Raw genomic sequence first — 21,105 nt, forward strand, 5'->3', positions numbered from 1 at the left:
TAAACTTATTTGCTAAAGGTTATTTAACAACTAATTTGTCTACACTTGCAAAAGATAACACAAAATCAGAAATCTGCATCAATAACGCTAATCGATTATTTCGAATAGCTTCATTGTCTGCCATAACCATATTTTCATTGAAAAAGGCTTCGATCAATGGTTGTAGCTGTTCAAAAGCTTCATAGCTCTGACTGCTGTTTTCTTGGCTAGACTCTGTTGCAATTGCAGCAAATGATTCATGCAAGTTTTTTTCAGATGGTGTTTCAAATAAAGCAGGATCTACTGATGCTTGTGTTTGATCAAGAAGTTGTTCCCCTTTAGCAGCTAAATTTAAGACACGAGTCAACGCTTCGATGGTTGGTTTAAAAACAGCATCAGATAAATGACCATTGATGATTCGACTAGCTTCGATCAATTTCAGTACATTATCTTGACGAGAATTTAAAGCCGCATCGATAACATCATGACGAATGCTCTCTGCCATTAATAATTGACGTACACGTGCTTTAATAAAATCAGCGACTTGTGGAGTGCTTGATTGGTAACCTTCTACCAAAGCGCTCTGTGTAATAACTGGAGCAGCTAAAATACCGTCTTTAATTGAATCCATAGGAAAAATCCAATTTTTTGATTCAATAATGCGTACAATACCGTATGTCTGACGTCTCAAGGCATATGGATCATTAGACCCAGTTGGAATCATTCCAACTGCGAAGAAACTCAAGACACTTTCTAGTTTATCGGCAATCGCTAACACGGCTCCGACAGACGATTGTGGAAGTTCTCCTTCACTTGAGATCGGCATATAGTGTTCTCTGATAGCAGCAGCTACAGTTGGATTTTCTCCTTGCATCAAGGCATACTTTTCGCCCATGATTCCTTGCAATTCTGGGAATTCTCCTACCATATTGGTTACCAAATCAAATTTATAAATTTCAGAAGCACGTTTTAAATCTGTTAACTCAGTCGTCGTTAAGCCAACTTGTTCTCCAATCAATTGAGCTATAGCTTGTACTCGGTTCATTTTTTCATAAATCGAACCAATTTTTTCATGAAAGGTTACTTGTTTTAAGCGGTCCACACAAGAAGCAATTGTTAATTTTTGATCTTCTTCAAAGAAGAATTGACCATCATCTAAACGGGCAGTCAATACTTTTTCATTTCCTTTTGCAACTGTCTCAATGTGTTCAGCATTACCATTACGAACAGAGATAAAGTAAGGCAAAATACTTCCTTCGCTGTCTTTCACTCCAAAATAACGCTGATGGTCTTTCATCGATGTAATCAATACTTCTTCCGGTAAATCGAGGTATTTTTTATCAAATGAACCATAAAAAGCAGTTGGGTATTCAATCAAATTGTTTACTTCTTCTAGTAATTTTTCATCAAATGTAACAGACCATTGATTTTCTTCCATCAACTCTTCAATTTGACTCACGATCATTTGTTTACGTTTGGCACTGTCCGCAATCACAAAAACATTTTCTAATGTTTTTTCATAGTCTAATGCACTAGTAAAAGTGACATCTTGTCCTAAAAAGCGGTGTCCGCGTGAGGTATTTGACGTTTGAACATCCAAGATTTCAAAAGGAATTACTTCTTCATCCAACATCGCAGTCAACCAATGAAATGGGCGAATGTATTTAAAGGAGTGGCTGCCCCAATGCATGCTTACTGGGAAAGTCATAGAGGTAATCACTTCATCTAACCCAACTAAAATTTCTTTAACGGTTTTACCTGAAATAAATTTATCTACATAAACATACTCAACGTCTTTAATTGATTTGAAATAAATGTCCTCAGTCGTTGCCCCTTGTCCACGCGCAAATCCTATAGCTGCTTTACTCCAATTTCCCTCAGCATCTTGAGCTATTTTTTTAGCAGGGCCTTTTACAGATTCTTCAATGTCTTCTTGTTTTTCGGAAATATCCTTCACAATGACCGCTAGACGACGTGGCGTTGAGAAAGGAATCACTTCTCCATGTGCTAATCTATTTTCTTTTAAAAAGGCAGCTACTTTTTGTGTTAATTGTTTGCTGCTTGGGGTAACGATATGAGCAGGTACTTCTTCTAAACCGATTTCTAACAACAGATTTTTAGTCATGTTACTTTGCCTCCTTATTTTCGATAGATTGACCTTGAAGCAAAGGGAATCCTAATTTTTCACGTTCGGTAACAAAAGCTTTTGCAATCGAACGAGCCATTTTACGAATACGAGCCAGATATCCGGCACGTTCAGTAACCGAAACGGCCCCTCTTGCATCTAACAAATTAAAAGTGTGACTACATTTTAAAACATAATCATAAGCTGGATGAACCAGACCTGCTTCAATTTGAGTAGTCGCTTCTTTTTCATATTCATTAAATAACATTAGAAGCATTTCTTGATTGCTATTTTCAAAAGCGTATTTTGAATGCTCGTATTCAGGCTGAATAAAGATTTCACCATATTTTACGCCTTTTGTCCATTCAATATCATAAACACTGTCGACATCTTGAATATAAGAAGCTAAACGTTCTAAACCAAATGTGATCTCACTGGTTACAGGATTACATTCTAATCCACCAACTTGTTGGAAATACGTAAATTGAGTGATTTCCATTCCATCTAACCAAACTTCCCAACCTAGACCCGCGCATCCCATAGAAGGATTTTCCCAGTTGTCTTCCACGAAACGAATATCGTGTTCTAAAGGATCAATACCTAATAAGCGTAGACTTTCTAAATAAAGTTCTTGAATGTTATCCGGTGAAGGTTTCATAACGACTTGAAATTGGTGGTGTTGGAATAAACGGTTTGGATTTTCACCATAGCGACCATCTGCTGGACGTCTTGAAGGCTCCACATAAGCTGCGTTCCATGGTTCAGGTCCAATGGCACGTAAAAACGTATAAGGACTCATTGTTCCTGCACCTTTTTCTGTGTCATAGGATTGGAGTAACAGGCACCCTTGATCAGACCAATAGTTTTGTAAAGTCAAAATAATTTCTTGAAATGTTAAACTGTTTTCTTTCATTACGCATTCTCCTTTTCATTTCAAATCCTAATGGATAACTAAAAAATAAGACAAAAAAAGTCCCTATGCTGATCAGGATCAGCATAGGGACGATAGTACAATCGCGGTTCCACCCTAATTCTAGTTTAAATAAAACTAGCATCTCTTTTAGTAAACAGCTCCAGAAGGCCTTTCAAAACTTTGTCTATACTTGGCTTTCACTATCCCAAGTTCGCTTTTATAGAGGTAAAATTTTTACTCTTTTCTTTCATCGCTGGTTATTCAGTTGTTACTATCATAGCTTGTCATAAGAACTTTTGTCAATCATTACTTTCATTCTTATCTGGCGTTTCATTCGGAGGAACTCTCTTATCTATTAAAAGGTTACCCCAAGTGTACATTTGATCGATAAATTTTTTACTTTTCAACTTGATTCCGACAGACTCTTCATAGATAAGGTCAATCAACGTCCTGATTTCACGTTTCGTCTCTTCTTTAACCGTAATAGCCCCTAATTGATCCAATGAAACCACTGAAAACAAACGAATAAAATGAATCGCTCTTCTGCTTGCATGGTAACGATGGCGATCTAAATGCCAATGATTTTGGCACAGTAGGCCACCATAACTTCCTGAGTAATCAAAAGGGCCCTCTGTATTTCCGCATACACGGCAGCCTCTTAATTCAGGCGAAACACCAAAGTATGGAAGAATCTGAATTTCAAATATATTGACAACGATTTCTGGATCCGTTTCTTCATCAATTTCAGTTAAACACCGGTCTATTTTATGAAATAATGTACTATCCACAATCCCATCATCTAAAGCTGCGTCAGCTAAATTTAAAATATAGGTTGCATAAGCATTTAAAAAAATATCGGTCTGCATACTTTTATACTGATCAACTTCTTTTGCATCTCTTATAAAACAAAGCCCAGTATCACGAATATCCGCAATATACGTTGCTTTCGTAAACGGCAACACTGCAGTTCTGAGCTTATTCTTTTGCTTTCTGGTTCCTTTAACAAAAAACATTCTCTTGCCAAAGCGATTCGTAAATAATTTAACTAATTGATCGTTTTCGCGATGATTTCGCACAGATAACACAATGCCTTCTACTTCTTCTACTTGAGCCATTTAGAATCCTCCTACGAGATACAATCTCCGCTTAAAAAAACAAACCATAAAAATATGGTTTGTTTTTTTAAGCGGTTCGTGCTAATTAATAATCATCTTTGCGGTAACCATAGTCTTGTAAATTTGTTTGACGATCACGCCAATCTTTTTGAACTTTTACCCAAAGATCGAGGTAAATTTTGTCTCCCAACAATACTTCGATATCTCTTCTCGCACGGATACCAATATCTTTCAGCATTTTTCCGCCTTTGCCAATAATAATCCCTTTTTGACTTGAACGTTCTACAATAATCGCTGCATGAACTTGAACTTTCCCCAGTTCATTGCGTTGCATACTCTCTACTACTACCGCCACAGAATGAGGAACTTCTTCTCTAGTCAACTCTAATACTTTCTCACGAATCAATTCAGAAACGATAAAATATTCGGGATGATCGGTCACTTGATCTTCCGGGTAGAATTGAGGTCCAGCAGGTAGATATTTTGTAATTTCTTCTAATAACGTATCCACATTATTACCTTCAGAAGCTGAAATGGGGATAACTTGTGCAAAATCTACTAGTGAACGGTAATCTTCAATAATTGGAAGCAATTGATCCGGATGTATCTTATCAATTTTATTCAATATTAAAAACACGGGGCTTTTTACTGTTTTTAATCTTTCAATGATAAAATTGTCTCCAGGACCGCGTTTTTCTGCAATATTTACCATAAATAAAATCACATCAACTTCTCTAAAGGCACTAAAAGCTGATTCCACCATGAAATCTCCTAGACGATGTTTTGGTTTATGAATACCAGGAGTATCAATAAATACGATTTGTGATTCTGGAGTTGTATAGATCCCTTGAATTTTATTTCTTGTTGTTTGAGCTTTATCACTCATGATTGCTATTTTTTGTCCTACTATTCTATTTAACAACGTTGATTTACCAACATTTGGACGTCCTACTATAGAAACAAAACCTGATTTGTGCTCATTTTTATTTTTCATTAAACCATATCCTCCGATTTAAAAGCTCCGGGTAGCAATTCGCTAACCGTTGTTATCTGTTTATTTCCTTTATTGTTCGTTAGTAAGACAGGCATATCTGGACCACAAAATTCTGCTAGTACTTGTCTACAAGCCCCACAAGGTGAGATTGGTGCATCTGTATCGCCTGTAACCACCAAATAGTCAAACTCTTTTTTTCCTTCAGAAACAGCTTTGAAAATCGCTGTACGCTCAGCACAATTGGTTAAACCAAAAGAGGCGTTCTCAATATTACATCCTGAAAATACTTCTCCCTCTTTCGTTAAAAGAGCTGCTCCAACTGGAAACTTAGAATAAGGAACATAAGCTTTGTCTAACATATCCGTTGCTTTTTGAATTAATTCTTCGACTTTTTGTTCTGCAATGTGCATCAATGGTGATCCCCTTTAAAATAATATTTGCCATAATTTAGGTAATATAATAATTGCTGCTACCACAACGGAAAATCCTGCTGTCATCAGAACAGCTGCTGCAGCCATATCTTTCGCTTTCTTTGCCAAAGGGTGATACCGTTCTCCAGCAGCTAGATCAACCACATTTTCAATGACTGTATTCCAAACTTCCATTATGATCACTAGAAATATACTGAAAATAACCCATAACCATTCATTGACAGCTAAATTAAGGAACAGACAGAACAATAGAACTATTGAGCCAATCACAATATGAGAACGCATATTCCGTTCTTCTTGAAATACCGTTAGAACTCCTTTAAATGCATATTTAAAGGAGTCTAAAAATCTAGCGTTTTTCACTACTTCCTTTTTATCTTTTAAGTCCATAGGCTTTCAATATCTCTTTCTGCAATCCAAACATTTCTTTTTCATCTTCAGGGGTCATGTGATCGTACCCATTCAAATGTAAGAAACCATGTAAGGCCAAAAATCCTAATTCTCGATCAAAAGAATGTCCATATTCATCGGCTTGGCTTGCGGTTTTATCAACAGAAATAATAATATCGCCAATATTTCTTGGCATCGGTTCATCTAAAGTGTCAAAATTAATCATTAATTCGTCTTCTGCCTCATCTTCAATAGCAAAACTAATGACGTCAGTTGGTTTATCTTTTCCACGATACGTCTTATTGATTTTTTGAATATTTTCATTATCAACAAACGTCACTGACATCTCAGTATCCTTTGGCAACTCTAGATGATCTCCAGCAAATTCTAATAATGACTGGACCAATTCTTTTTGTTCAGTAGTAATTTTGTTGGTTTCATCATACAAATCTAATTCCATGAGTACTATCTCACTCCTTTTTTATTCCTCAATTGTACCCCTCATTTGATATTATTTATTCAATGTGGGGTATTCGATCCTCGAATGGAATGTACCATTCAATCCTTCACAAATCGCTTTTTCAACTACCTTCAATTCACGTAAAGAAATCGAACATTCATCAAACTGACCATCTGTAATTCTTCCATTAATTAAATTATGAACGAATTTTTCAATGGATTCTTTAGTCGGATGCGACATAGACCTTACAGCTGCCTCAGCACTATCTGCAATATTAATGACGGCTGCTTCTTTTGTTTGCGGTTTTGGTCCCGGATACCTAAAATCACTTTCAAGTACGGATTCATCTTTCTCTTTAGCCGTAACATAAAAATATTTCATAAGGGTTGTCCCATGATGCTGAGCACAGATATCAATAATCGATTGAGGCATTTTAGCCGCTTCAAGCATTTTGACTCCTTCACTAACATGTCCAAAAATAATTTCTTTACTTTCAAAAGGCGTTAATAAATTATGTGGATTTTCCATCCCAGGCGGCAAATTTTCCACAAAAAAGAGAGAATGACGCAGTTTGCCAACATCATGATAGTAGCAAGCCACTCGAGCAAATAAGGAATCTCCTCCTATAGCCCCAACTGCATTTGCGCTTAAGTTCGCTACCATCAAACTATGGTGATAGGTCCCTGGAGCTTTTGTCAGCAGCTCTTTTAGCAATGGGCTATTCGGGTTAGATAATTCAGTTAACGTCAATACGGCATTTTCTTCAAACAAAACTTCAATATACGGCGATAGAAGTACAGCCAGTAAGTAAGAAATGATTCCACTCAAGAGAGCGTAGAAAATCATTAGAAAAACTTGTTGTGACCAAAAATGCATATTTAAGTATAAAATAAAGGAACTGATAAACAAGGCATTGAATACAGTGACCCAAATAAAACTAGACCAGAATTGGTTGGTAATTTTAGTTCGCGTAATCATTGTACCCATCATACCGCTCAATAGATAAAACAGCACTAATATGATACTAAAACTAGTGCCTGAATCTGAGCTAAAAATAAAAATAGAAAATGCAGCTGTAAATCCATTTGCCAATATTCCAAAACGTCGTGAGCCAAATGCCGTTAATAACGTTGAAGCTAACGCAGCTGGATACAATAAACCGATGTAATCAACATCTGAACTTTGAAGCAACTGCAAGCTTTTCATTAGCACTAACGAGACGATCATAATAATAGAATAGAACGTAATTTGACGTCCATGGTCGATTCTGTCAATTTTTCTAGATTTGCCTAAATAATACAAAAGCAACGCTTGCGTAAAGATCAATACTATCAAACCATATAAAGATTGCTTTGAAGAAGAATTGTCTAGCACGCCTAGTAATTCAAGCTGATGCATATCATTGCTGTCAACAACATGACCTTCTTGAACGATTACTTGACCTTGCAAAATCAGCGAAGGAGGAACATTAGCCATCTCTTCAACTTTCTTTTGCTCTGTAGCATTTGTATTGTACGTATTATTTTCAACAATGGCATTATCGATGATCAGACTTGCGATGCGTTGGTTATTTGAATCTAAATCAGAATAATCCAAATTGTTATTGGCTTCTACTTTAATTTCACTTACTTCTTCACTTTTAATGGGGTGAGTCATGAATTGTGATACCACAGAAATAATTGATTCTCTCATACCTGCTAAGGTTGCTTCATTTGTAGACAACAAATCTGAAACAGCCCAATCCGGAAGCATATCGATAAATTCTTTTGTGGCATCGTCTAAGTTATTTAATTTTTCTTTAAATAACCTCAGCATCTCGTCTTCTGATGTTCTGGATACTTTTATCTCTGACAATTCCTCAGCACTTATTTCAGGATTGTCTTCGGTAGCTTTTTTTCTTGCTTCTTTTAAGTCAGCTTCATATTTTTTATCTGTTTCTTGAACCACTTCATCTATCGTAGCAAATAAAACTTCTACTTTTGATGTTTGGATAGCCTTCAAGTCTGGGTTATACGTGTACACAGGAGAAACCGTCGCTGCGACAGTTTCTTTGTTTTCTTTTGTCTTTTCTGTATCTTCTACAGTTGCATTTGCACGTATGGTCTCTTCTGCCACTTGAAACAACTCAATATCTAAAGCAGTAGGTTTAACAGTGCTGTACATGATAAATAATATAATCACAGAAGTAACCAAAAGAATAGAAGGAATATATAGCTTGCCCAGTTTTTTCTGAAGGCGTATTAAATTTCTTCGCATTCATTCACTTCCTATTCTTTTTTTTCAGTACTCAGTTTTTCAATTTCATCTTTTTTGATTTCACTTATTGTTTTTTCTTCGCTGTAAGCATTTATAATACTTGCAACTACTGGATGACGTACGACATCATTCGAGTCAAATTGAACAAAATCAATCCCTTTAACTTTATGCAATACTTTTTCAGCATGAACCAATCCACTGATAGCTCCTCTAGGCAAATCAATCTGAGTAACGTCGCCATTTACAATCATTTTAGAACCATAACCAAGACGAGTTAGGAACATTTTCATTTGAGCTTTTGTCGTATTTTGTGCTTCATCTAATATAACAAAAGAATCTTCCAACGTACGTCCTCGCATATAGGCTAACGGAGCAATCTCAATAACGTTGCGATCCATTAGACGAGTAGTATGCTCCAAGCCAAACACGCTATACAAAGCATCATAGATTGGGCGCAAATACGGATCGACTTTTTCTTTTAAATCTCCAGGTAAAAAACCAAGATTTTCGCCTGCTTCAACAGCTGGACGAGTCAGGATGATTTTTTTAACTTCCCCTTTTTTCATAGCAGCAACTGCCATGACAACAGCTAAATAAGTTTTACCTGTCCCAGCTGGACCGATACCAAAAGTAATATCATTTTTTTTTATGGATTGAATATATTGGCGTTGGCCAAATGTTTTTGCTCGTATTGGTTTGCCGCCATGATCTTTCCCAATTTCTTCTTCATACATGCTGATGAAAAACTGCAATGTATTCTTTTTCGCCATCTTGATGGCAGTAACCACATCTGATGGTCCTATTTGAATGGAGCGTTTGATCAACTCTTCTAATTGATTAAGGATTTCCTCAACTATAGCTGTGTTTTCTTCAGAGCCAATAATTTCTAGATGGCTTCCACGGCTGTTAATGATAACTTCCATTGATTCTTCTAATAACGTTAAATGTTTATCTTGAGTACCAAATAGAATAGCTGTAGTATTTTCATTTTTCAAATTTACTAAACGTGTTTCATTCGTCAAGTTAGTCAACCAAACAACACTCTCCTTCTTCTTTCTATACTTTAAAGAATAGCACATTTTTTGTCTAAAATGAAGCTTTCCTTCTTAGATAGAAATCCAAATCTTAAACCTTAAGAGCAAAAAAAAGATAAAGTTAAGAATTATCTTAACTTTATCTTTTTCAACGGATAATTGCTTATCCTTTATGCATTCAAAAGTTCTTTTACTAATCGATTGACTTCATTACCGTCTGCTTTACCTTTTGTTAAAGGCACAACAACTCCCATAACTTTTCCAAAATCTTTCATAGACTTAGCATCTACTTTAGTAATAGCTTCTTGAATAATCGCTTTAAGTTCGTTTATAGAAAGTTGCTGAGGTAAATAGTTACCAACGATGTGCATAGCTGCTTCAGTTTGTTCAACTAGGTCTTCTCGACCAGCTTCTTTAAACTCCGCAAGAGATTCACGACGTTGTTTCATTTCGCGAGAAAGAACTGTTAACTCTTCATCCTCACTTAATTCATTACCTTTGCTGATTTGATCATTTTGCAATGCAGCTTTTAACATACGTAGAACAGCTAAAGATTCTTTATCTTTGGCTTTCATCGCAGTTTTAATGTCGTCATTAATGGTTTCTAAAAGTGACAAGACTTTCCCACCCTCAATTCTAAAAGCTTTTTTTACTAGAATTTACGTTTTCTAGCAGCTTCAGATTTTTTCTTACGTTTCACACTTGGTTTTTCATAGAATTCGCGTTTACGAGCTTCTTGTAAAGTACCTGTTTTTGAAACGGAACGTTTAAAGCGACGAAGAGCATCATCAAGAGATTCATTTTTCTTAATAACTGTTTTTGACATATAAATTCCCTCCCTCCGTGCTTGAAAAAGTAACTGTTATTTTAGAACACATTAATAAAATTACTGTATTCTTAAACACTGTCCTTCCTTATTATATCGAATGTATTTTTTTACGTCAATACAACATTTCCATATTTTAATAAAAAATAAGCAGTTTTTTGGTTTTTATACCATTTATTAAGAACAATTTTCACATTTCCCAAAAATTTCAAATCGATGAGATTCAATCTGGCACCCATTTAGTTGAGTTTCAAAAAAATTCATTGGGCACATTTCGATTTGTTTTGTTTTTCCGCAATTTGTACAAATAAAATGATGATGGTGTCCAGTGTGTTTACACCCAAAACGGAACATTTTTTCCCCATTTAATTCAGTTTCTTCAAGTACCTCTAATTCTACAAAGGTATAAATGTTTCGATAAATCGTATCGTAACTAATAGAAGGGTATCTTTCTTTCAAACCAAGTTGCACTTCTTTTGCGGTTAGATATCGATTTTCAGCTGCAAATACGGATAACATGTTCTCACGTTTGTCTGTGTATTTATATCCGTGTTCTTTTAACGTTTCGATTGCTTGTTCAACTGCTGTCATATAAGTGATCGCCTCCTTTACATGATCCAATTACCATCACATAGTATAACGCATTTGCTACAGCTTAATCAAGTTCTTGATATCACCTTTTTTTAAAGTGATTTATTGTTGTTTAGTTGGCGGTTCTTGTATACTATTAATAAAGTAAGCAGATACAAAAAGGAGGAACAACATGTCTTCAAAATCAACTATTAATTTTTATATCATCTCCGATTCAGTAGGCGGAACAGCTAGTCAACTTGGACAAGCTGCTATGACTCAGTTTCCTGATGCAGATATTAAAGTTTCAGCCTACCCTTTCATTCGCGGATCAGATACTCTTTTATCTATTTTAGAAAAAGCAGAAGTCGATAATGCGATCGTCCTTCATACATTGGTAGATGAAACTTTAAATGAAACAGCTAAAACGTTTTGTGAATCGCATGAGTTGGTTTGTTTTGATCCGCTCTCTCCAATCATAAGTGAACTTGAAAAACGTTCTGAAATGGCCCCTATACAAAAACCAGGAGCTTTACATCTTCTAGATGAAACCTATTTTAATCGAATTAAGGCAATTGAATTTGCTGTTAAATTTGATGATGGTCGTGATCCTAAAGGCTTTTTAGAAGCTGACATCGTATTGCTAGGAATTTCTAGAACATCTAAAACACCTTTAAGTATGTTTTTAGCTAATCAGAATTATAAAGTTGCTAACTTGCCTCTTATTCCTGAAGCACACATACCCGAACAAATATGGGAAGTAGATCCGAAAAAAATAGTTGGTTTAACCAGTGACCGTGAAGCATTGAATTCTATTCGTCGTGAAAGAATGATTACTTATGGAATGAATCCAGATACGGAATATTCTAAATTAGATCGAATTGATAGAGAACTCGTTTTCGCAAAAGATTTGTATGATAAATTAGGATGTTTAGTGATCAATGTTTCAAAAAAATCGATTGAAGAGACCGCTGCTATCATTATTAATACTTTACAAATCGAACATAAGAAATACGAACAGAACTAATTATAGACCTACTCTTAACTGAATAAACCAGGTGATCTCTCTATTCGCAACCTAAAAAATAAACCTAAAGAACTAAAGCTCTTAAGCTATAATTTTTTAGGTTTATTCTTTATATTCTGAAAAAAGTCCACTATCTAGATGATCTTTAGCTAAAGTTAGAAATGGTAAGCGGCAAATAGTCTAATTAGTCATAATATACTTCATCTAGGAACAATCCTTGAGAAGGTACTGTCATGCCGGCATCACTTCTGATCCCACTCTTAAAGATAGCATCTATAGATGATGGTTCTGCCATACCTGATCCAATTTCCAAGAGCGTTCCCATAATGATTCGAATCATTTTATATAGGAAACCTTCACCTATGAAGGTAAAGTGAAGCAGATCCCCTTCTTTATGGATCTTGATTTCATTGATTGTTCTAACTGTCGATTTTTTAGATTTTTTGAGCGAAGAGAAACCTATGAAATCATGAGTTCCAACAAGCTTGTTGCAAGCCTCGTTCATTTTATCCATATCAAGTTCTCCAGGAAAATCATAGCTGAAATTACGTTCAAACACAGAAGGTACACTATTATTCCAGACATAGTAGCTGTATTTTTTTCCATTGGCATTATACCTAGCATGGAATCTTTCTGGGACTTCCTCAAGTTTCTTCACGACAATATCACGTGGAAGATAACGGTTTAGATGGTCCAACATCGCTGGGAATTCCATAGTAGATGTTGTTTTGAAATTGGCTACCTGCCCCTTAGCATGAGCTCCCGCATCCGTACGTCCTGATCCGATTATTTCAGTTTTTGTTCCTGTCATCGCGGTCAAGATATTTTCTATTTTCCCCTGAATGGTTTTGTCTGAATCACTGAGCCTTTGCCAGCCTAAATATCTACCGCCATCATACTCAATCGTCATTTTAATATTTCTCATTATATCCCTCTTAATCATCTAATTCTGTCCTATTTCCATGCCGTATACTTCTCTATTAGACCTATAATTGTTTATTAGATTAGACATTAACAGTACTTGTTACTCATATTGCTTGATTGTTTATGCCCCTCTATACGATAGGGGCATTTAAGATTTTTTTGCTACTGATTTAGTTCAAAGAGTCTTGCTATACTTTAGAAACCTCGGCTTGATCCTCCACCACCGGATGATCCACCGCCTCCAAAGCCGCCTCCACCACCGAAACCTCCGCCGCCAAAACCGCCACCGCCTCCACGGTAACGACTTCCGCCAGACATTCCAAGTAAGAAAGGCCACATGCTGCTTCGTCTTCCTCTTCCTCCGCCTGATCCGCCGCCGCCAAAAAAGCTGCTGATAACAAAGAAGATAAGCACCACTATAAGAATAGCTGGAAAGTCTCCTGAGTCATCTTCGTAATCTTCGGCATTGACATCGTAGCCAGAAAAAATTGTATCATTATCAAACTGATATTCTTCATTTACTTTTATAGCTGTTTCAGTAAAAATATTCTTCAATGCTGCATTGTAATCATCATTGGATAAATCTTCAAGATTTCGATCTAAGATCGCTCCAGTTCCGCTATCAGTCAGAGCACCTTCTAATCCATAGCCAATTTCAAAACGGATTTCACGTTCCTCAGCAGATAAAAGAATCAAAACTCCATTATCTAACTCAGCATTACCAATCTTCCACTTTTCAAACAGTTCTACCGTGTACTCTTCAATTGTCACACCTTGCAAACTATTTACAGTAGCAACAACTATTTGCGGCTTCTCTTGGGTATCTTCATAATGTTTATTGACATCTATAATAAATTTTTCTGTTTCGTCAGAAAGCAAATTTGCTTCATCATAAACATAAAATTCAGTAGAAGGTTCTGGATAATCAACAGCCGCCTCGGCAGTTAAAGGAAATAGTAACATAAGCAACAATCCGAAAGAAATCGAGAAAAAACTCAAAATTGAAAAACGATCAACTTTTCCCACTAATTTTCCTCCTAACACACAAGACTTTAAGATTATTCCTCATCATTATCAAAATCAACTTCAGGGGCTATCTCTGCACCTTCAACTGCTTCAAAGTAAGGTTTTTCTGAGAAACCAGTCATACTTGCAATAATTGAACCTGGGAATCGTTTCACACGATTGTTGTATCCTTGGACTGTCTCATTGTAACGTTGTCTTTCAACGGCAATTCGATTTTCTGTACCTGCTAATTCATCCATTAAAGCTGTTACATTTTCATTAGATTTTAGCTCTGGATAACTTTCAACCACTACTAATAATCGTGATAAAGCTGAATTCATTTCGTTATTTGCTTCTACTTCTTCTTCCATCGAACCCGCTCCACTTAATGAAGCACGTGCATCTGCTATTGCTGTAAATACTTCTTCTTCTTGATCCATCGCGCCTTGGACGGAATTAACCAAGTTAGGAATCAAGTCATTTCTACGTTGCAATTGTGATTCAACTTGTGACCAAGCAAGATCCACGTTACTTTCTTCTTTAATCAATCCGTTGTACGAACTAATTAACGGAATAGCGATAATCACTACAGCTACGATAATTCCTATAATTATTTTTGTGCCACTTTTCATATTTTTCATTTTGTCATCCTTCTTTCTTATATTATTCTATTGCTTTAATTATACTGTATATTTTTGATTGGTGCATCCGTCTTAAGGATGAAAGCCCTGTATTTAATCTTAAAAACAACACTTTATTTTCCTATGATGTTATACACTTATTAATTATGTCACAAATTTCATTATTTAGGAAATAATCGAGTTAAGAAAAGAGAAAAAGAAAGATTGCTTTCTTTTTCTCTTTGGATTACTACCTGCTTGATTAATAGCCTACTTGATTTAAAATGTCCTCTAACAAATTTGGGTTAAAAGTTTGTTCTTTTAGCATTTTGATTTCATAGCCATATGGTGCTTTTTTATCTTTCTTATCTTCTCCAACATAAGGGGTTTCCAATATTTTAGGCACATTGGTTAATTGAGGATGGTGAACAACTTTATTTAAAGCGTCAAATCCAATCGTTCCAAAGCCAATGTTTGCATGACGGTCTTTATGACTGCCCTGAGGATTTTTCGAATCATTCACATGAACCACTTTAAGACGTTCCAATCCTACAATTTTATCAAACTCATTTAAAACACCATCAAAATCTTCTTTCACGTTATATCCGGCATCATTTATATGGCATGTATCCATTGTTACAGAGAGCTTATCATTTAACGTTACACCCTCAATAATTTTAGCGATTTCTTCAAAATTACGTCCTACTTCAGTTCCTTTTCCAGCCATTGTTTCTAAAGCAATCTGTGCTAGTTGATCTTTATGCAAAACTTCATTCAATCCTTTAATAATTTGAGCAATACCTGCCTCTGATCCAGCACCGACATGTGCGCCTGGATGCATAGTAATTTGTCTAGCACCTAAAGCTTCTGCTCTTACAATTTCTGCTCTTAAAAACTCAATCGCAAATGTGAAATTTTCAGGTTTGATGGTATTGCCTAGATTAATAATATATGGAGCATGAACAACCATATTAGACAGATTATTTTCTTCCATATAGGAAGTACCCAGCGGGATATTCATATCTTCAATTGATTTGCGTCGCGTGTTTTGTGGAGCTCCAGTATAAATCATGAACGTTGTAGCGTTGTAGCTGCTCGCTTCTTCAGCTGAACCCAGCAACATTTTTTTTCCACCCATTGAAACATGTGAACCTAATAAAACCATCTTTTTTTCTCCTAACATTAAATGCATTTTCTTTTATTCTAAGCTAGTTGCTTCAAAAGAACAACCAAACTTGAACTTGTTCTTCTGTTTATTGCTTCTCAAATGACAACTGGTTTGCCCGAATTAAGTTTTCAGAAACAACGGATGTATCACTGAAAAAATCACCTAAATGTTGTTTTTCTTGTGTGAACAACACCATTAGATAGATAAATGGAAATGTTTTTAAAATATAGCGACTAAAGCACTCTCGGATAATTACTGTTGCCCAGCTTAGTTTTTCTTCTTTAAAACTAACTACTCGAAGCCCAAAAATAATTTTTCCAATTGTTTGTCCATTTGTTAATTTTGTTGTTAATACAAAATAGAGTACGTAGATAACCAATTTACTTAACGAAAACGCTGAAAATGCATCATCATTTAATGGATACCTTAATAATAAGAACAGTGGTTGAACAATTAATCGATTGATACTTGAGATTACGAGTAAATCAACTAAAAAAGCAAAAAATCTGAACCAAAATCCTGTGTAAAAAAATGCAGGATAACTATGAAAAGGTTTACGCTTGCGCTCTTCTTCTTTTTGTTTTTCTTGCCAATACTTTCGTCTAGCATCTCGAAGATCTTGTGAACTCATTTTTTCTGCTGATTTATCTTGAGATTCTTGTGAAACTGGTTTAACAACTGAATCTTCCTCAATAATTGTTGCTTCCATTTGTTCTTTCTGTTGTTCTAAACGTTTTAATCGTTTTGCTCGTTCAAGTTCCGCTTCTTCAGTAGCTAATGCTTTTTTTAACGCATGTAAATCCAGCTCTTTTGTATCACCTTTTTTTACTTGGGCTGATTCTTTCAAGTGTTCGTGCTCATTATTATTGGAAGGTGTACTCATTCTACTCACCTCCATAATAGTACATCATCTTAGGAGACTCGGGTGTTCCAATTGCAGTCATCAATTTATTGATATCTGAGTTCATTGTCTCACTTGTTTGAAATAGACTGCTTACTTTAGAACTAAATAATGAAGAAAATGACATGGAAGGACCTTGATAGGTAAATAATTCTGCATCTTCTAAATCGTAATCTTTTTTAATTGCATCCAGTGCATCTTCTTGATAGCCGATTTCATCAACTAAACCATTGGAAACAGCTTGTGCACCATCGTAAATACGCCCATCTGCTATTGTCCTAACAACTTCTTCATCCATTCCACGTCCTTCAACAATAACGTCTACAAAGCGATCAAACGACGTATTTACCATTGTTTGTAAAATTTCTGCATCCTCTTCAGTCATTGTTCGAGTTGAAGATCCAATATCTTTAAACTCGCCACTTTTGATAGTCGTATCATCGACCCCGATTTTTTCAAACAATTCACTAAAATTCGTTCCGGACATAATGACACCAATTGATCCTGTTAGAGTCTCTTCAGAAGCAAATATTTTTTCTGCTGAAGCTGAGATATAATATCCACCACTAGCAGCCATACTTCCCATCGAAACATAAATAGGTTTTTCGGTTGTTTCTTGAATTTCAACTAATTTGTCTTTGATTTGAGCACTTTCATATGTACCACCGCCTGGAGTATTAACGGATAAAACAATGGCTTTAATCGTATCGTCTATTAATACTTGTTCCAACTGTTGTAAAAACAAGTCATGATCGTACACTGAATCTCCTGTTAAGGTGGATGTCTGACCGTCTAAAATTGTTCCATCTACTGACAACAAAACGATTCGTTTAGAAGTATCCCCAGCTTCTAATAGACTTTCTTCCAGTACAGTAGTACCTAAAAACCCTAATAAATTATCACTTAATGATTCAGTTGCTTCTTGTTTTTCGACAATATTAGAAAAATAATTACTGAAAAATAGTGAGAAAATAAAAATACCTAGTGCAACGCCAATCGCACTCCATCTTTTTGCATTCATCTATAAACCTCCCAAATTTTGTTTCCTTAGTCTATTTTGACAAAATTAAATATGAATAACAAGCTAAATTTATATTCTCTCCTGCTAAGTTATTTTCAGTGAACGAAAAAACGTGAGCAACAATCGTTTGCTCACGTTTTTTACTGTCAAAGAAATTTTACAGTTTAATCTTCAATTTTTGTTGTATGAATCGATAATTCATCTAATTGTGCTTCACTAACCAAACTAGGTGCAGAAGTTAATGGATCTGTCGCTTTTCCATTTTTAGGGAAAGCAATCACTTCACGAATATTTTCTTTACCTGCCAATAGCATAGCAAAACGGTCAAGTCCTAAAGCAATTCCACCATGTGGAGGGAAACCATAGTCAAGTGCTTCTAACAAGAAACCAAACTGTTCTTCTGCTTCTTCTTTTGAAAATCCTAAAGCTGCAAACATTTTTTCTTGTAAGTCACGAGTATGAATTCTAATTGAACCTCCGCCTAGTTCGTAGCCATTTAAGACAATATCATATGCTTGAGCGTAGACTTTTCCAGGATTAGTTTCAAGTAAATCAATATCAGACTCTTTTGGCATTGTGAACGGGTGATGAGCAGCTGAGTAGCGTCCTGCTTCTTCATCGTATTCCAATAGTGGCCAGTCAACGATCCACATAAAGGCATAAACAGATTCATCGATTAATTCTAATTCTTTTCCTAATTTCGAACGCAGTGCGCCTAATGAATCATGGACAACGGATTTTTTATCAGCTACAAACAACAACAAGTCTCCTGTTTCAGCTTCCATTTGTTCAATCAATGCTTCTGCATCTTCTTTAAAGAATTTAGCGATTGGTCCTTTTAAGCCATCATCTTCGACTTTTAACCATGCTAGACCTTTAGCTCCATAGACAGAAACGAACTCGCCTAAAGCATCAATATCTTTTCTAGAATAGTTGCTGGCAGCTCCTTTAGCGTTAATGGCTTTAACAGCTCCACCATTTTCAATTGCTCCACTAAAGACTTTGAAACTAGAATCTTTCACTAGATCACTAACGTCTACCAATTCTAATCCAAAACGAACATCTGGTTTATCACTACCATAACGACTAATGGCTTCGTCATATCCCATACGTGGGAACGGTAAAGTCAATTCAACGCCTTTTGTATCTTTTAGTACTTTAGCTAATAAGTCTTCAGTAAATGATTGAATCTCTTCAGGTTCCAAAAAGCTGGTCTCAATATCGACTTGAGTAAACTCAGGTTGACGGTCTCCACGTAAATCTTCATCTCTAAAACAACGCACGATTTGATAATAACGATCAAATCCAGCACCCATTAGAAGTTGTTTAAATAACTGTGGCGATTGAGGCAACGCATAAAAATGACCTGGATGAACACGAGACGGTACCAAATAGTCTCGCGCACCTTCTGGAGTTGATTTTGTTAAATACGGTGTTTCAGTATCAATAAAGTTATGGTCATCTAAATAATGACGAATCGATTTTGTCATTTGGTGACGCAAAATCATATTCTGAGTCATCTCTGGACGTCTTAGATCAAGGTAACGGTATTGCATTCTTTTATCATCTGATACGGCTACACCATCTTCAATATAAAAAGGTGTTGTTTTTGAAGCGTTAAGAACCTTCACATCGTATACTTCGACTTCTAATTCTCCTGTTGAAATATTCTTATTTACAACAGCTTCTTTTCTCTCAACAACTTTCCCTTTAACTTCAAGGACATATTCACTACGTATGTCTTCAGCGATAGCTAATGCTTCTTTTGAAAAAGTAGGGTTAAAAACGATTTGAACGATTCCTTCGCGGTCGCGTAAATCAATAAAAATCAAATCTCCTAAATCTCTTCTTTTTTGTACCCATCCTTTTAAAATCACTTCTTGTCCTAATAAATCACGCGAGACTTTCCCGCAATATTCGGTTCTTTTTCCCATTTGCTCCAGCTCCTATCACTAGTTGTTCCTATTTAATCTTCTTTGTTGAAAAAGTCATTAAAAGCTGTCATATCTGCTACTTTTAAATTGAATAATTTTTCAAAATCTTTGTAGATCTCTTTTAATGTAACTTTTGATTCATTTCCAGTCTTCATAACTTTAAAATTCACTTCTTTTTGCTCTAATTCTGCATCGCCTAAAGTAATGACCACTTTAGCATTTAGTTTTGAAGCAGTTTTAAACTGGCCTTTTATTTTACGGTTCATGTAATCCCGTTCAGCAGATAACCCAGCTCCTCGAGCAGCTTGAACAATCTTAAGTGACTCAAGATTTGTTGCTTCTCCTAAACCAATAACATAAACATCTACTTCATGGGTATCCGGTATTTCAATTTCTTCTGCTTCTAATGTCATCATTAAACGTTCTAAGCCTAACGCGAAACCAAAACCAGGAGTAGCAGGACCACCGACTTCTTCTACTAATCCATCATAACGGCCACCGGCACAAATCGTTGTGATTGCGCCAAATCCTGGAGCATCACTCATTACTTCAAAAATCGTGTGCGTATAGTAATCTAATCCTCTAACCATATTGCTGTCGATTACAAAAGGAATATCTAAAGCTGTTAACATTTCTTTAACGGCTTCAAAATGTTTTTCTGAATCTTCACTTAAATAATCTAGAATAGATGGAGCATTTTTGACGATTTCTTTATCTTTTTTATCTTTACTATCTAATACACGTAAAGGATTTTTGTGCAAACGTGTTTGCGAATCGGCACTTAACTCTTCGAAATGAGGTTCTAAATAAGCAATTAAAGCTTCTCTATAAGCTACACGACTTTCAGAGTCCCCCAATGAATTGATCACTAAAGTCAATTTTTCTAGGCCCAGTTCTTCAAACAAAGCCATAGCAAGAGCCATTGACTCGACATCTGTTGCCGGGTTTGTACTACCAAAAACTTCAACACCTAGTTGATGAAATTGTCTCATTCTGCCACCTTGAGGACGTTCATAGCGGAACATTGGGCCTTTATAATAAACTTTGTAGGGTTTATTGTGTTCAGGTCCGAATAGTTTGTTTTCAACAAATGCACGTACAACTGGCGCTGTTCCTTCTGGACGAAGCGACATATGACGTTCGCCTTTATCATAGAAATCATACATTTCTTTTGAAACGATATCACTTGTTTCTCCAACACCGCGAGAAAATAAATCGTAGCTCTCAAAAATAGGTGTTCTTATTTCTCCAAATTGATAGTCAGCCAATACCATATTTAAAATTTCTTCAACGTATTGCCATTTTCTTGCATCTTCGGGTAATAAATCTGCTGTCCCTTTAGGTTTTTGAATAGCCATTAATCAACACTCCTTATTTTTTACAATTATCTTAAAAAAATACAAAAAAAACGC

21 protein-coding genes and 1 other annotated feature are annotated in these 21,105 nt (G+C 35.7%); of the genes, 1 reads left to right on the top strand and 20 read right to left on the bottom strand.

Annotation, left to right across the window (positions count from 1 at the left end):
• Positions 1 to 19: 19 nt before the first annotated feature.
• From glyS to ABS916_RS00425, 12 genes are all read right to left on the bottom strand, one after another.
• The gene (glyS, locus tag ABS916_RS00370; RefSeq protein WP_350450039.1) at positions 20 to 2,104 is read right to left on the bottom strand and encodes a glycine--tRNA ligase subunit beta; all 2,085 of its coding nucleotides are present in this window, start codon (positions 2,102 to 2,104) and stop codon (positions 20 to 22) included.
• 1 nt (position 2,105) lies between these two features.
• Complete coding sequence (gene glyQ, locus ABS916_RS00375; RefSeq protein WP_035022930.1) at positions 2,106 to 3,017, bottom strand: glycine--tRNA ligase subunit alpha; 912 nt, start codon at positions 3,015 to 3,017, stop codon at positions 2,106 to 2,108.
• 82 nt (positions 3,018 to 3,099) lie between these two features.
• Positions 3,100 to 3,277 (bottom strand) — a binding site (T-box leader).
• Positions 3,278 to 3,316: 39 nt separating this feature from the next.
• Entirely contained in the window at positions 3,317 to 4,132 is an 816-nt protein-coding gene (gene recO, locus ABS916_RS00380; RefSeq protein WP_350450040.1) for a DNA repair protein RecO, read from the bottom strand.
• A gap of 85 nt (positions 4,133 to 4,217) precedes the next feature.
• Positions 4,218 to 5,126, bottom strand: coding sequence for a GTPase Era (gene era, locus ABS916_RS00385; protein ID WP_350450041.1), 909 nt, complete (start codon positions 5,124 to 5,126; stop codon positions 4,218 to 4,220).
• Positions 5,126 to 5,530: a cytidine deaminase gene (locus ABS916_RS00390; protein WP_350450373.1), complete on the bottom strand. Its 405-nt coding sequence runs from the start codon at positions 5,528 to 5,530 to the stop codon at positions 5,126 to 5,128. Before ABS916_RS00390 ends, era begins: the two co-directional genes overlap by 1 nt.
• A gap of 21 nt (positions 5,531 to 5,551) precedes the next feature.
• Complete coding sequence (locus tag ABS916_RS00395; RefSeq protein ID WP_350450042.1) at positions 5,552 to 5,947, bottom strand: diacylglycerol kinase family protein; 396 nt, start codon at positions 5,945 to 5,947, stop codon at positions 5,552 to 5,554.
• Positions 5,931 to 6,407 carry an rRNA maturation RNase YbeY gene (gene ybeY, locus ABS916_RS00400; RefSeq protein ID WP_350450043.1) on the bottom strand — a complete coding sequence of 159 codons (477 nt, stop codon included), beginning with the start codon at positions 6,405 to 6,407 and terminating at the stop codon, positions 5,931 to 5,933. The genes ABS916_RS00395 and ybeY overlap by 17 nt, the downstream gene beginning before the upstream one ends.
• 51 nt (positions 6,408 to 6,458) lie before the next feature.
• Entirely contained in the window at positions 6,459 to 8,588 is a 2,130-nt protein-coding gene (locus ABS916_RS00405) for an HD family phosphohydrolase (protein WP_350450044.1), read from the bottom strand.
• Between the two features lie 86 nt (positions 8,589 to 8,674).
• The gene (locus ABS916_RS00410; RefSeq protein ID WP_350450374.1) at positions 8,675 to 9,685 is read right to left on the bottom strand and encodes a PhoH family protein; all 1,011 of its coding nucleotides are present in this window, start codon (positions 9,683 to 9,685) and stop codon (positions 8,675 to 8,677) included.
• Between the two features lie 182 nt (positions 9,686 to 9,867).
• The gene (locus tag ABS916_RS00415) at positions 9,868 to 10,314 is read right to left on the bottom strand and encodes a GatB/YqeY domain-containing protein (RefSeq protein WP_350450045.1); all 447 of its coding nucleotides are present in this window, start codon (positions 10,312 to 10,314) and stop codon (positions 9,868 to 9,870) included.
• Between the two features lie 35 nt (positions 10,315 to 10,349).
• Complete coding sequence (gene rpsU, locus ABS916_RS00420) at positions 10,350 to 10,523, bottom strand: 30S ribosomal protein S21 (protein ID WP_007725241.1); 174 nt, start codon at positions 10,521 to 10,523, stop codon at positions 10,350 to 10,352.
• Between the two features lie 177 nt (positions 10,524 to 10,700).
• Complete coding sequence (locus ABS916_RS00425) at positions 10,701 to 11,123, bottom strand: Fur family transcriptional regulator (protein WP_274413432.1); 423 nt, start codon at positions 11,121 to 11,123, stop codon at positions 10,701 to 10,703.
• 163 nt (positions 11,124 to 11,286) lie between these two features.
• On the opposite strand from ABS916_RS00425, the gene ABS916_RS00430 reads away from it, so the two are divergent.
• Positions 11,287 to 12,120: a pyruvate, water dikinase regulatory protein gene (locus ABS916_RS00430; RefSeq protein WP_350450046.1), complete on the top strand. Its 834-nt coding sequence runs from the start codon at positions 11,287 to 11,289 to the stop codon at positions 12,118 to 12,120.
• 184 nt (positions 12,121 to 12,304) lie between these two features.
• Here ABS916_RS00430 and truA read toward each other — a convergent pair whose 3' ends face one another.
• The 8 genes from truA to hisS all read right to left on the bottom strand — a co-directional run bounded on the left by truA (position 12,305) and on the right by hisS (position 21,051).
• Positions 12,305 to 13,045 carry a tRNA pseudouridine(38-40) synthase TruA gene (gene truA / locus ABS916_RS00435; protein ID WP_350450047.1) on the bottom strand — a complete coding sequence of 247 codons (741 nt, stop codon included), beginning with the start codon at positions 13,043 to 13,045 and terminating at the stop codon, positions 12,305 to 12,307.
• Between the two features lie 194 nt (positions 13,046 to 13,239).
• Entirely contained in the window at positions 13,240 to 14,070 is an 831-nt protein-coding gene (locus ABS916_RS00440; RefSeq protein WP_350450048.1) for a TPM domain-containing protein, read from the bottom strand.
• Between the two features lie 32 nt (positions 14,071 to 14,102).
• Positions 14,103 to 14,690, bottom strand: a complete 588-nt coding sequence (locus tag ABS916_RS00445; RefSeq protein ID WP_350450049.1) for a LemA family protein — start codon at positions 14,688 to 14,690, stop codon at positions 14,103 to 14,105.
• Between the two features lie 241 nt (positions 14,691 to 14,931).
• A complete protein-coding gene (locus ABS916_RS00450) occupies positions 14,932 to 15,834 on the bottom strand; it encodes a deoxyribonuclease IV (RefSeq protein ID WP_350450050.1) in 903 nt (300 codons plus the stop codon).
• Positions 15,835 to 15,922: 88 nt separating this feature from the next.
• Positions 15,923 to 16,720 (bottom strand): RDD family protein, encoded by a 798-nt coding sequence (locus tag ABS916_RS00455; RefSeq protein ID WP_350450051.1) that lies wholly within the window; start codon positions 16,718 to 16,720, stop codon positions 15,923 to 15,925.
• Position 16,721: 1 nt separating this feature from the next.
• Positions 16,722 to 17,759, bottom strand: coding sequence for a signal peptide peptidase SppA (gene sppA, locus ABS916_RS00460; RefSeq protein ID WP_350450052.1), 1,038 nt, complete (start codon positions 17,757 to 17,759; stop codon positions 16,722 to 16,724).
• 164 nt (positions 17,760 to 17,923) lie between these two features.
• Entirely contained in the window at positions 17,924 to 19,693 is a 1,770-nt protein-coding gene (gene aspS, locus ABS916_RS00465; RefSeq protein WP_350450053.1) for an aspartate--tRNA ligase, read from the bottom strand.
• A 32-nt stretch (positions 19,694 to 19,725) separates the two neighbouring features.
• Positions 19,726 to 21,051, bottom strand: a complete 1,326-nt coding sequence (hisS, locus tag ABS916_RS00470; RefSeq protein WP_350450054.1) for a histidine--tRNA ligase — start codon at positions 21,049 to 21,051, stop codon at positions 19,726 to 19,728.
• Between the last annotated feature and the right edge of the window lie 54 nt (positions 21,052 to 21,105).

Origin of the sequence: Carnobacterium sp., assembly GCF_040274945.1 — a bacterium.
Classification (GTDB): Bacteria; Bacillota; Bacilli; order Lactobacillales; family Carnobacteriaceae; genus Carnobacterium_B.